Annotated in this window: 12 protein-coding genes; 7 read left to right on the top strand and 5 right to left on the bottom strand. The window is 72.3% G+C overall.

Annotated elements, in window-relative coordinates; genetic code table 11:
* The first annotated feature begins 103 nt into the window (after positions 1 to 103).
* From P409_RS14425 to P409_RS14395, 7 genes are read left to right on the top strand one after another with little or no spacing between them, the layout of a single operon-like run.
* A complete protein-coding gene (locus P409_RS14425; protein ID WP_034837824.1) occupies positions 104 to 919 on the top strand; it encodes a nucleotidyltransferase family protein in 816 nt (271 codons plus the stop codon).
* Positions 920 to 933: 14 nt separating this feature from the next.
* On the top strand, positions 934 to 1,695 hold the full coding sequence (locus tag P409_RS14420) for a TIGR04290 family methyltransferase (protein ID WP_034837822.1): 762 nt from the start codon (positions 934 to 936) through the stop codon (positions 1,693 to 1,695).
* Positions 1,692 to 2,621, top strand: a complete 930-nt coding sequence (locus P409_RS14415; RefSeq protein WP_034837819.1) for a glycoside hydrolase 5 family protein — start codon at positions 1,692 to 1,694, stop codon at positions 2,619 to 2,621. Before P409_RS14420 ends, P409_RS14415 begins: the two co-directional genes overlap by 4 nt.
* 3 nt (positions 2,622 to 2,624) lie before the next feature.
* Positions 2,625 to 3,452 (top strand): PIG-L deacetylase family protein, encoded by an 828-nt coding sequence (locus tag P409_RS14410; protein WP_034837816.1) that lies wholly within the window; start codon positions 2,625 to 2,627, stop codon positions 3,450 to 3,452.
* Complete coding sequence (locus P409_RS14405; RefSeq protein ID WP_034837811.1) at positions 3,443 to 4,498, top strand: glycosyltransferase; 1,056 nt, start codon at positions 3,443 to 3,445, stop codon at positions 4,496 to 4,498. The genes P409_RS14410 and P409_RS14405 overlap by 10 nt, the downstream gene beginning before the upstream one ends.
* The gene (locus tag P409_RS14400; RefSeq protein WP_034837807.1) at positions 4,495 to 5,487 is read left to right on the top strand and encodes a GNAT family N-acetyltransferase; all 993 of its coding nucleotides are present in this window, start codon (positions 4,495 to 4,497) and stop codon (positions 5,485 to 5,487) included. The genes P409_RS14405 and P409_RS14400 overlap by 4 nt, the downstream gene beginning before the upstream one ends.
* Positions 5,484 to 6,413, top strand: coding sequence for a class I SAM-dependent methyltransferase (locus P409_RS14395; RefSeq protein WP_152613377.1), 930 nt, complete (start codon positions 5,484 to 5,486; stop codon positions 6,411 to 6,413). Before P409_RS14400 ends, P409_RS14395 begins: the two co-directional genes overlap by 4 nt.
* A 3-nt stretch (positions 6,414 to 6,416) precedes the next feature.
* Here the strand turns inward: P409_RS14395 and P409_RS14390 are convergent, their stop codons facing one another.
* The 5 genes from P409_RS14390 to P409_RS14370 form a co-directional block, all read right to left on the bottom strand.
* Positions 6,417 to 7,460, bottom strand: a complete 1,044-nt coding sequence (locus tag P409_RS14390) for a UDP-glucuronic acid decarboxylase family protein (protein ID WP_052120622.1) — start codon at positions 7,458 to 7,460, stop codon at positions 6,417 to 6,419.
* Positions 7,461 to 7,486: 26 nt separating this feature from the next.
* The gene (locus P409_RS14385; protein ID WP_052120620.1) at positions 7,487 to 8,650 is read right to left on the bottom strand and encodes a CgeB family protein; all 1,164 of its coding nucleotides are present in this window, start codon (positions 8,648 to 8,650) and stop codon (positions 7,487 to 7,489) included.
* Complete coding sequence (locus P409_RS14380; protein ID WP_034837804.1) at positions 8,647 to 9,744, bottom strand: CgeB family protein; 1,098 nt, start codon at positions 9,742 to 9,744, stop codon at positions 8,647 to 8,649. Before P409_RS14380 ends, P409_RS14385 begins: the two co-directional genes overlap by 4 nt.
* Positions 9,741 to 10,853, bottom strand: coding sequence for a CgeB family protein (locus P409_RS14375; RefSeq protein WP_034837800.1), 1,113 nt, complete (start codon positions 10,851 to 10,853; stop codon positions 9,741 to 9,743). The genes P409_RS14380 and P409_RS14375 overlap by 4 nt, the downstream gene beginning before the upstream one ends.
* Positions 10,850 to 11,286 (bottom strand): glycosyltransferase family 4 protein (locus tag P409_RS14370; protein ID WP_152613376.1); only part of this gene is annotated, 437 nt, incomplete at its 5' end. The genes P409_RS14375 and P409_RS14370, both read right to left, overlap by 4 nt.

The raw sequence follows: 11,286 nt of genomic DNA, 5'->3' as shown, positions 1-11,286 counted from the left end.
GCTGGACGAGCACAGCTCCGACCGCCGGGCCGCCGAGCTGGAGGCGCTGCTCGCCTCGGCCCGGACGGCGCCGGCCGAACCCATTGCCCTGGAGGCCTGACCGATGTGGGGCATCGTGCCCGCCGCGGGACGCGGCAGCCGGATCCAGCCCTTGGCTTTTTCCAAGGAGCTGCTGCCGGTCGGCAGCCGGATCGACGGCGGCGAGGAGCGGCCCTGCGCCGTCAGCGAGTACCTGCTGGAGCGGATGATCGAGGCGGGGGCGGACAAGATCTGCTTCGTCATCGCCCCCGGCAAATCGGATATCCTGGAATACTACGGCAGCGACTACGGCGGCGCGGCCGCCGCCTATGTGGTGCAGCCGCAGCCCTCCGGCCTGTGCGACGCGATCTTCCGGGCGCTGCCGCTGATCCAGCCGGACGAGCCGGTCCTGGTCGGCCTGCCCGACACGGTCTGGTTCCCGAAGGACGGCTTCGCCGACCTGCCGGGCGACGGCCTGTCTTTCCTGCTGTTCCCGGTCGACCGGCCCGAATTCTTCGACGCCGTCGTGCTGGACGGGCAGGGGGCAGTACGCGAGATCCAGGTGAAGCAGGCGGATGCCCGGACGCGCTGGATCTGGGGCGCGTTCAAGATGACGGGGACCGAGCTGCGGCAGCTGCACGCCCTGTGGCTGCGGCGCGGTCGGCGCGACGAGTACATCGGCACGCTGGTCAATGCCTGGCTGGCCGAGGGTGGCCGGGCGGTGGGCGTCAGATCGGGGCTGTCCTATGTCGATGTCGGCACGCTGCACGGCTACCGCGCGGCGATCGGGCTGCTCGGCGATGCCGTCTCGGGGGCCGACGCCGGCGCCGCGGCTGCCGCCCGGGTGGCGATCGGCAGGCCCGCCGGCCGTTCCTTCGGCGCCCCTATCCGCGATCAATGACGGAGGCATCAGGCATGGGACGCATGTCCGGTGATGAGATCCGCCGTCGGGCCGAGGCGCTCGGCCCGTGGTTCCACAACATCGACCTCGACGGGGTCGCCACCGCGCCCGACCACTTCCTGGGCGATTATCCGGCGGTCAAATGGAAGGCCTTCGCCGAGGCGATCCCGCAGGATCTGCGCGGCCGCACCGTGCTCGACATCGGCTGCAACGGCGGCTTCTATTCGCTGGAGATGAAGCGGCGCGGCGCCGACCGGGTGCTCGGCGTCGATTTCGACGACAGCTACCTGGCCCAGGCCCGTTTCGCCGCCGAGATCGCGGACCTCGACATCGAGTTCCGGCATCTCTCGGTCTATGACGTCGCGTCGCTGGGCGAGCGCTTCGACATCGTCCTGTTCATGGGCGTGCTGTACCACCTGCGCCACCCGCTGCTGGCGCTGGACCTGGTGCGCGAGCATGTGGTCCGCGACCTGATGGTGTTCCAGTCGATGCAGCGCGGCAGCGCCGAGGTCGGGCCGCTGGAATCGAACTACCCGTTCTGGAACGAGGCGCTGTTCGACCGGCCGGACTTCCCGAAGCTGCATTTCATCGAGCAGCGCTACGCCGACGACCCGACCAACTGGTGGGTGCCGAACCGCGCCTGCGTCGAGGCGATGCTGCGCAGCGCCGGCTTCGAGATCGCCGGGCACCCGGAGCCGGAGGTCTATCTCTGCCGCCCCGCCGGCCGGCCGGCGGGGGAGGGCGCCGTCTATCCGAACCGCGGGAGGAGCGCATGATCGAAGCGGCGATGATCTGGAACGAGCCGAACAACAAGTCGCATTGGGACCGCGAGCTCGATCCGGACTGGGCGCTGTTCGCCGACATGGCGATCGCCGCAGCCGACGCCATCGCCGCCGAGAACCCGGACATCCCGAAGGTGCTGGGCGGCATCTCGCCGATCGACCCGGTGTTCATCGAGAGCATGAAGCGGCGCGGCGTGCTGGACCGCCTCGACGCGGTGGCGGTGCACGGCTTCCCGCTGGACTGGAACCTGTGGCAGATCGGGGAATGGCCCGCCAAGCTGGATGAGATCCGGGCCGTCACCGACCTGCCGGTCTGGGTCAGCGAGGTCGGCGTCTCCAGCTTCGGGGCGGAGGAGGTGCAGGCCTGGGGCCTCGACCGCACCGCCGAGCTTCTCGTCGGCCGGGCGCCGCGCATCCACTGGTACAGCCTGTACGACCTGCCCAGCGCCTGGGAGGCGACGACCCGGCACAAGGAGGCCGAGGGCTCGTCCTACTACCGGCATTTCTACATGGGCCTGCTGCGCGAGGACGGCACGCCGAAGCCGGCGCTGGAGCGCTTCGCCCGGCATGCGCCGGCTCTGGGCCTGTGCCAGTGGTTCCACTACCAGGACCACCGGCTGGACGATGCCGTGGCCTGGATGAAGCGGCTCGGCGTCACATATCTGCGCACCGGCCTCTCCTGGGCCGACAGCTTCCGGCCCGATGCGCTGGCCTGGTTCGACCGGCAGATGGAGGCGCTGGCCGATTTCGACGTCACCGTCACCTTCTGCTTCACGCCGGAGCATCGCGGCCTGATGCCCCACCACACCAGCCCGCCGGTCGACAGGGAGGAGTTCGCCGCCTTCTGCGCCGACATGATCCGCCGCTACGGCACGGACCGCCGGGACGAGATCCGGGCCTCGCGGATGGCGCTGGGCTGACCCATGGGCGCCACGGCGAAGGCCCTGCTGTCCACCCTGGCCGGGACTCAGGTCTCACCGGCCGAGGTGGCGGTCGTCGTCGCCCATCCCGATGATGAGACGATCGGCATCGGCGGGCAACTGCGGCACCTGCCCGGAATCGCCGTGCTGCACGTTACCGACGGCGCGCCGCGCGGGCTGGAGGATGCGCGGACCTACGGCTTCGCCACCTGGCAGGACTATGCGGCGGCCCGGCAGCGGGAGCTGACCGCCGCCATGGCGGTTGCCGGCATACCGGCGGCTGCGCTGCTGTGCCTGGATGTACCGGACCAGCAGGCCTGCCGGCGCCTCGCAGCCGTCGCCCGCGCCCTGGCCGGACAGTTCGCGGCGCGCGGGACGAGGCTGGTGCTGACCCATCCCTATGAAGGCGGCCATCCGGACCACGACGCCACCGGATTCGCCGTCCACGCCGCCCGGCGCCTGATGCAGCGGCAGGGCGCCGCCGCACCCGCCCTCGCCGAGATGGCTTTCTATCATCTCGGCCCCGACGGCCTGGCACTGCAGCGCTTTCCGCCGGGCCCGCCGGAGATCGTGGTCGAGCTGGACGAGCCGGATTGGGAGATCAAGCGCCGGATGCTGGCCTGCCACGAGACCCAGCGCCGGACCCTGGCGCCGTTCACCGACCGGGTCGAACGGTTCCGCCGGGCACCGGCCTACGACTTCGGGCAGCTGCCGAATGGCGGCCGGCTGCACTACGACGCCTATCCGTGGGGGATGACGGGCCGGGAATGGCCCGGGCTCGTCGCCGCGGCCGTCGCCGGGCTCGAGCTCGACCCGCCGCCATGGCCCTGACCGTCCTCAACGTCGCCTATCCGCTGGCGCCGGTCGGCCCCGACGCGGTCGGCGGGGCGGAGCAGGTGCTGTCCGCCCTCGACCGCGCCCTGGTGGCGGCCGGGCACCGCTCGCTGGTGGTGGCCTGCGACGGCTCCGAGGCCGCCGGCACCCTATGCCCGATCCCGGCAGAGAGCGGGTCTCTGGACGACGCAGCGCGGCAGCGGGCCTGGGCGGCGCAGCGCCGGACCATCGCCGAATGCCGGCGCCGCTGGCCGGTCGACCTCGTGCACCTGCACGGCATCGATTTCGACGCCTACCTGCCGGCGGACGGGCCGACGCTCGTCACCCTGCACCTGCCTCTCGGCTGGTACCCGGCCGAGAAGCTGCGGCCTGCACGCCCCGACCTTTGGCTGCACGGCGTGTCCGAAGTCCAGTGCCGCGAGGCCCCCTCCGGCGCCCGGCTTCTGCCGCCGATCCCGAACGGTGTCTCGATCGGCGACGGCGCAGGCCCGCACGCCCGGCGCGGCTTCGCCCTGATGCTCGGCCGGATCTGCCCGGAGAAGGGCATCCATCTCGCCCTCGATGCGGCCCGGCAGGCCGATGTGCCGCTGCTCGTGGCAGGCCGTCTGTTCCCCTACGACGCCCATCTCCGCTATTTCGAGCATGAGGTGGTGCCGCGGCTGGACGCCCGGCATCGCTTCATCGGGCCGCTCGGCCTGCGGCGGAAGCGGCGGTTCCTGGCCGCCGCGCGCTGCCTGGTGGTGCCGAGCCTGTGCCCGGAGACGAGCTCGCTGGTGGCGATGGAGGCGCTGTCCTGCGGCACGCCGGTCGTCGCTTTCCCGAACGGCGCGCTGCCGGAGATCGTCGATCACGGCCGCACCGGCTTCCTGGTCCGCGACGCGGCGGAGATGGCGGAGGCCATCCGCGCCGCCGCCGGCCTCGACCCGGCCGAATGCCGCGCCGAGGCTGTGCGCCGCTTCTCGCTGGACCGCATGGTGCAGGGCTATCTCTCGGTCTACCGGCAACTGGCTGCGACCGCGCCAGCCCTGCGGGCCGCGCGATGATCCCGTCTGCCGAGCTCCTGACGGAGGAGCCGGCGCTGGCCGCGCTCGAGCCGGAGTGGTGGGAGCTCTGGTCGCGTTGCCCGGAGGCGACGCCGTTCCAGTCCCCGGCCTGGCTGCTGCCCTGGTGGCGCAGCTTCGCACCCGGCCGGCTGCGGACGATCGCGGTGCGGCAGGACGGGCGCCTGGTCGGCCTCGCGCCGCTCTATCTCGAAGACGGCGCGCTCGGCCGGCGGCTGCTCCTGCTCGGGCTCGGCACCACCGACTATCTGGATGTGCTGATCGATCCGGACCATGCCGAGCCGGTGGGGCCGGCGATCGCAGGTGCGGCCGCGGACCTCGACTGGCAGTCATGGGAGCTGGAGGAGCTGGCGCCGGGCGCGGCGGCTCTGCGGCTGCGCTGCCCCGGGGGCTGCGCCGAATCGGCTCATGGCCACAGCGCCTGTCCGACCCTCGCCCTGACCGGGCCGGATGATCTTTCGGGCTGCGTCCCGGCCCGCCGCCGCAAGCAGCTGCGGCGGGCGCTGACCCTGGCGCAGAAGCGTGGCGCCATCCGGATCGAGGCCGTGGAAGGCGTGGCGGACGGGTTTCTCGACGACCTCTTGCGCCTGCACGGCGCGCGATGGTCGGGTCGTGGCCAGCCCGGCCTGCTGCAGGACGATACCGTTCAGCGTTTTCACCGCGCAGCGCTGCCCGGCCTGGTCCGCTGCGGCCTGGCGCGGTTCTATCGGCTTCGGATCGGGGAGAGGGTCGCGGGCGCTTTCCACGGCCTGTCCGCCCGCGGCCGGACCTATGCCTATCTCGGCGGCTTCGACCCGGACTATGCCTATGAAAGCCCGGGGTCGATCCTGACGGGCCATGCCATCGCCGCCGGAATCCGCGAGGGCGGGCGCGAGTTCCATTTCCTGCGGGGGCGGGAGCCCTACAAATACGCCTGGGGCGCGGTCGACCGCTGGAATCGCCGCCGCAGCTTCCGGCGGAGCCCGGCGTGACGATCGAGGAGGCGATCGGCGTGGCCGGGTGCCCGGATGCGCTGCGGCCGGCTCTCCGCGGCTGCCTGACGGGAGAGCTGCCGGTCGCATCCGCCCTGACCCAGCTCCTGATCCGGGCTGGCGGCGGAGAGACGTTGACCATGCTTCTGGACAGGGTCGACGCCGCAATCGGTCCCGGCGAGATCGCGACCCGGCGACGGCTCCAGGCGCTGCGGTGGCTGCATGCCGAGCATCCGGCCGCCTGGACCACCATCCAGGCGGTGCTGCGCGAGGTCCGGCATGATGCGGTGGCCGGGGACGAGGCGCGGTCCGTCGAGGCGTTTGCCCTGGCCTTCGACCGCGCCGCCGGCGTGTCGCCCGAGGCCAGCGTCGCGCTGCATTCGCTCGGCGATCCCGGCCGGCTGGCGCTGGCGACGGACGAGGTGGTGCGGCGAATGGCGGAATGGGGCCTGCTGGGGCCCGATCGCACGGTGCTGGATCTCGGCTGCGGCATCGGCCGCTTCGCCGCGGCGATCGCCGGAAGCGTCCGGCGGGTGATCGGCCTCGACATCTCCGCCCGAATGGTGGCGGAGGCACAGCGGCGCTGCGCCCGGCTGGCCAATGTCGAGATCCGCCGGACCTCGGGCCGCGACCTGGCCGGCATCGGCGACGCGACGATCGACACGATCCTGGCCGCCGACAGCTTCCCTTATCTCGTATTCGCCGGGCCGGCGCTGGTGCGGCGCCATGTGGAGGAGGCGGCGCGCGTGCTGAGGTCCGGCGGCCATCTCCTGATCCTCAACCACTCCTACCGGGGGGACGTGGCGGCGGACCGGCGGGAGCTGGGAGCCCTGGCGGCGGATTGCGGCTTCACGCTGCGCCGCGCCGGAACCCGCCCCTTCGCCCTGTGGGACGGGCTCGCCTTCCATCTGGTCAGGGACCGATGAGCTTCAGGGTGTGACGATGCCGGCCTTGGCCGCGACGCCGATGTCGGGGATCCCGGGGAAGCGCAGGGCCGGGGCCGGCTGCCGGTCCGGCGCCGCGGCGAACCAGGCGATCGTCTTTTCCAGGCCGTCCTCCAGCGCGATCCGGGGCGACCAGCCGAGCAGGCTCTTCGCCCGGCCGATGTCCGGCCGGCGCCGCTGCGGATCGTCCACCGGCAACGGCTTCCGGACGACGCGGGAGCGCGAGCCGGTCAGGGCCAGCACCCGCGTCACCAGCTCGCATACGGTGAGCTCCGCCGGATTGCCGAGATTGACCGGGCCGCCCGGCGAGGCCCGGCAGGCCATCAGGCGCATCAGTCCCTCGACCAGGTCGTCGACATAGCAGAAGGAGCGGGTCTGCCCGCCGGTGCCGTAGACCGTGATGTCGTCCCCGGCCAACGCCTGGGTGATGACGTTCGACACCACCCGCCCGTCATCGGCCCGCATCCGCGGCCCGTAGGTGTTGAAGATCCGCGCCACCCGCACCGCGGCCCGGCCGGCGCGCTCGTAGTCGAAGGTCAGCGTCTCCGCCGCCCGCTTGCCCTCGTCATAGCAGGCGCGGGGTCCGGTCGGGTTGACATGGCCCCAATAGCTTTCGGCCTGCGGATGCACCTCCGGGTCGCCATAGACTTCGCTGGTCGAGGCCAGAAGGAACCGCGCCCGCTTGCGCTCGGCCAGGGCCAGCAGGTTGCGGGTGCCCAGCACGCTGGTCAGCATCGTGTGCTCCGGGTCCGACTGGTATTGCGGCGGCGAGGCGGCGCAGGCGAGGTTGAAGACCAGATCCGCGGAGCCCCGCGAGACCGAGGCGGGCACGGATGCGATCACATCGGCCTCGACCAGGTCGAATCGCGGATCGCGCGCCAGGTGCCGCAGATTGTCCCGCCGCCCGGTGCGGAAATTGTCCAGGCAGACGACCCTGTACCCGTCCGCGAGCAAGGCGTCGCAGAGGTGGGATCCGATGAAGCCGGCGCCCCCGGCGACGATGGCGGTGCGCTGCTTGCCGTTCTTCATGATCATCCTCTCTCGTTGACGTCCGCCTATTTCACGACCCGGAGATGCGGGGGAACCTCGCGGCTCCGGCCTCGCTCGCCACCACCCGCGGCGGCATGGACGCGGCGCTGCCTCGCCAGCTCGTCCACCCGCCGCACCAGCGTTTCCTCAAGCTCCGCCGCGCGCCGGTCGGAGGAGTGCTCCGTCAGAACCCGCTGCCGCGCCGCCTCGCCGATGGCCCGGCGCAGCGGTTCGGGACACTGGGTCAGCAGCCCGACGACCTCGTCGCTGCCGCGGGCCAGGCAGATCTCGATGCCCGGGGCGAAAATCGAATCGATGCCGTTCCAGCGATCGGAGATCACGGGCGTGCCGCAGGCCGCCGCCTCGAACAGCCGCACGCTGGGGCTGTAGCCGGCGCGGATCATGTCGCTGCGGGTGACGTTCAGCGCGAAGCGGCAGGAATTGTAGAAGGCGCAGTGGTCGCGGGGCGGCACATGCTCGACATGCGTGACGTTCCCCGGCCAGCGGATGTCCCGCGGGAACTGCGACCCGGCGACGACGAAGCGGAGATCCGGCAGCCTGCGCGCCGGCTCCAGCAGCAGCCTTTCCAGCATCGGCTGGCGGTCCGGGCTGTAGGTGCCGAGATAGCCGAGATCGTAGCGCGGCGGCTGCGGCGCGGGCCGGTAGGCCTCCGTGTCGACGGAGCAATACAGTGGATAAGCCGCTGCGGCGCCGTAGCGCTCCACCAGATGGTGCAGGGTCGGGCCACCGGTGAAGGACAGGTACAGGTCGAAGCCGGGGATCAGCTCCGGCGACAGATATTCGAAGTCGCCCCGCTCCAGCTTCGCCAGTGTGACCGGCGTGTCGATGTCGTAGAAGGCGGTCACCCCCATGGCGACACCCTGCACCCAGGCCGAGATGGCAACGCCGTCGGCGACATAGGAGCCGACGATCACGGCATCGGCGGCCGCGACCTCGGCACGATGGGCCGGCAGGGTATCGAAGCCGGAGTAGAGCTGCAGGCGGCAGAAGTCCGGATCCGGCAGGTCGCGGTTCTCGGCGTACCAGGGCTGGTCCTGCTCCAGGAACAGGATGTCGTGGCCGCGTCGCGCCAGCCCCCGCAGCAGGGCCCGGTAGGTCGTGGCATGGCCGTTGCCCCAGGAGGAGGAGAGGCTGAGCCCGATGAAGACGAGGCGCAGGGGGCGGGTCATGCGGCGGTCCTTTCGCGCTTCGCGGCGGCGGCCTCGCGCAGCAGCGCGTCGACCTGGGCGCCACGGCGGGCATAGGTGTGCTCGGCCAGGATCCGGGCGCGGGCGGCCGCGCCGATCGCCTGCGACCGGTCGCGATCCAGCGCCTGCAGATGCGCCGCCACCTCGGCGCCGTCGCGGGCGACCAGCACCTCCTCGTCCGGCTTCAGGAACAGCTCGATGCCCTCCCAGGCGTCGGTGATCAGGCAGCCGCCGGCGCCGGCCGCCTCGAACACCCGGGTGGCGGGAGAGAAGCCGGTGGCCGCCATGCTGTCTCGGGCGATGTTCAGCACCGCCAGCGGCGTGGCGTTGAAGGCGTTGTGGTCGGCGGTGCCGACATGGCCGATCCAGCGCGTGTTGCGCGGCATCGCGCGACCCTCCCAGCCGGCGCCGCCGATCAGGAAGCGGCGGTCGGGCAGCCGCGCCGCCGGGGCCAGGAAGAAGGCGGCGACCCGGGCCTCGCGGTCCGGCAGCCGGTTGCCCAGGAAGGCCAGGTCGCACTCGAAGCGCGGGTCGGCCGGCGCGGGACGATGGGTCTCGGGGTCGAGCGCGTTGTAGATCGGCACGCAGCGCCGGGCGCCGAGCGCCTCATAGGCCGCGACCACCGGCGGGCCGCCGCCATAGGTCAGCACCATGTCGAGATCCGGCAGGGCACGGCGCAGCGGATGGTCGGGGCCGCCGCGCTGCAGCTCCGCCAATGTCGCCGGGGCGTCGACGTCCCAGAAGATGCGGATCGCCTCCGACCGCGCCGCAGCCATCGTGCCCTCAAGCAGCAGGTCGTCGAAGGCGCCGACGCCGCTGGCCTTGACGACCACATCGGCCCGGGCCGCCTCGGCCATCACGTCGCGCGCGGCGTCCTCGGTGGCGGGATAGACGCGGACCTCGGCCCAGTCGGGCGGGTCGATGTCGCGATGCGCCTGCCGGTCGAAGGCGTCGGGCTCGTAGAAGGTGACGCGGTGGCCGCGGCCGGCGAGGTCGCGCAGCAGGCCGCGATAATAGGTGGCGGCGCCGTTCCAGTAGGAGGACAGCAGGCTGGACCCGTAGAAGGCGATCCTCATGCGACGGACTCCATCGGGGTGGCGGCGCGCAGCCGGGCCAGGATCGCCAGCAGCTCACGCATGCGGTGGGTGCAGCTGTGCCGGGCGCGGATGGTTTCCAGACCGCTGGCGGCCAGGCTGCGGCGCAGCTCCGGATCGTCGCGCAGGGCGGTCAGATGGCGGGTCATCTCCGCCCCGTCCTCCGCGACCAGGTAATCCTCATCGGGCCGGAACAGGCCTTCGGTGTCGTGCCACGGCGCGCACGCCAGCGGAATGCCGCAGGCCAGCGCCTCGAACACCCGGATCGTCGGGATGCCCGGCAGCCGCTCGACATAGAAGCGGCGCGGCACATGGACCGTGGCGAGATGGCGGGCAAAGGCGGCCGGCACCTCGGCATTGGCCAGCCAGCCATGATACCGGGCGCCCTCGGCGGCCAGGCGGGACAGCGCCTCCGGCGGGTAGCGCACGCCGTGGATGTCGAGCGGCAGCCCGGCCGCCCGGGCCGGCTGGAACAGGAAGGCATCGAGCTCGGTGCTGCGCTCCTCGTCGCCCCAATTGCCGACCCAGATCAGGCCGGCGCGCGGGGCCTCTTCGTCCGGCGGACGGAACAGGCGGGTGTCGGCGGCCTCGTGCCAGACGAAGGCGCGCCGGCCCCAGCCCCAGCGCCGGTAGACCTCGGCCAGGGCGGCGCCGAAGGCCAGCACGCCGTCATAGCCGTCGAGATCGAAGCGGTGGATCGCCTCGGGGTCGCTGACGGCGCGGTGATGGGTGTCGTGAAACAACGCCGTGAAACGCGCACCGCGGCGGCGCAGCCGGCCGATGGCGGCCACCAGCGCGGGGTCGTTCCATTCATGGACGATGACGGCGTCGGCGCCGTCCAGCGCCCGCTCCAGGTCCAGATCCGGCCCGTAGGCGGTCGAGGACAGCTCGGGATAGGCCCGCTGCCAGGCGTCCAGCGCCCGGTCGCCGTGATCGTGCAGCAGGTTCGCCGGGCTCCAGGCGCCGGCCGGCTCGTAGACGGCGACCTCATGCCCGGCGTGGATCAGCTCGCGCAGCACGCCGCGCAGGAAATGCGCGTTGCCGTGGTTCCAGCAGGAGCGCAGGGAATGGGTGAAGTAGACGAATCTCATTCCGCCGCCTCCCGCGCGGGCCGCCGCGCCGCCGTGGTCGCGAGGTCGCGATAGAGGCCGGCCATCCGGTCGGCCATGGCGGCGATGGTGAAGCGGGCCGCGCGCCGGCGCGCGGCGTTGCCCAGCCGCTCCCGCAACTCGTGGTCGCGCAGCACTCCGCCGATGGTGGCAGCGATGGCAGCCTCGTCGCGTGGCGGCACGAACACCGCAGCATCGGCCCATAGCTCGCGGAAGGTCGGGATGTCGGACAGGACCAGGGCGCAGCCGGCCTGGGCCGCCTCCAGCACCGCCAGGCCGAAGGGCTCGAACAGGGCGGTGGAGGCGAAGACCGGGCGCCGGGCCAGGCAGTCGCGCATCGCCTCGCCGCCGAGGGTGCCGAGGCACAGCGCATGGCCTGGCGCCGCGCGGGCGCCGTTCGGCCCGGTCAGCGGGC

Source organism: Inquilinus limosus MP06 (assembly GCF_000767795.1).
Lineage (GTDB): Bacteria > Pseudomonadota > Alphaproteobacteria > DSM-16000 > Inquilinaceae > Inquilinus > Inquilinus limosus_E.
The sequence above is the reverse complement of the archived record's forward strand: the minus strand, read 5'-3'. Positions and strand labels throughout refer to the sequence as shown.

What these genes read in the sequence shown, in the direction of transcription:
- P409_RS14425 (WP_034837824.1), top strand. Translation starts at nt 104, where the DNA reads ATGTGGGGCATCGTGCCCGCCGCGGGACGCGGCAGCCGGATCCAGCCC.
- P409_RS14420 (WP_034837822.1), top strand. Translation starts at nt 934, where the DNA reads ATGGGACGCATGTCCGGTGATGAGATCCGCCGTCGGGCCGAGGCGCTC.
- P409_RS14415 (WP_034837819.1), top strand. Translation starts at nt 1,692, where the DNA reads ATGATCGAAGCGGCGATGATCTGGAACGAGCCGAACAACAAGTCGCAT.
- P409_RS14410 (WP_034837816.1), top strand. Translation starts at nt 2,625, where the DNA reads ATGGGCGCCACGGCGAAGGCCCTGCTGTCCACCCTGGCCGGGACTCAG.
- P409_RS14405 (WP_034837811.1), top strand. Translation starts at nt 3,443, where the DNA reads ATGGCCCTGACCGTCCTCAACGTCGCCTATCCGCTGGCGCCGGTCGGC.
- P409_RS14400 (WP_034837807.1), top strand. Translation starts at nt 4,495, where the DNA reads ATGATCCCGTCTGCCGAGCTCCTGACGGAGGAGCCGGCGCTGGCCGCG.
- P409_RS14390 (WP_052120622.1), bottom strand. Translation starts at nt 7,460, where the DNA reads ATGAAGAACGGCAAGCAGCGCACCGCCATCGTCGCCGGGGGCGCCGGC.
- P409_RS14385 (WP_052120620.1), bottom strand. Translation starts at nt 8,650, where the DNA reads ATGACCCGCCCCCTGCGCCTCGTCTTCATCGGGCTCAGCCTCTCCTCC.
- P409_RS14380 (WP_034837804.1), bottom strand. Translation starts at nt 9,744, where the DNA reads ATGAGGATCGCCTTCTACGGGTCCAGCCTGCTGTCCTCCTACTGGAAC.
- P409_RS14375 (WP_034837800.1), bottom strand. Translation starts at nt 10,853, where the DNA reads ATGAGATTCGTCTACTTCACCCATTCCCTGCGCTCCTGCTGGAACCAC.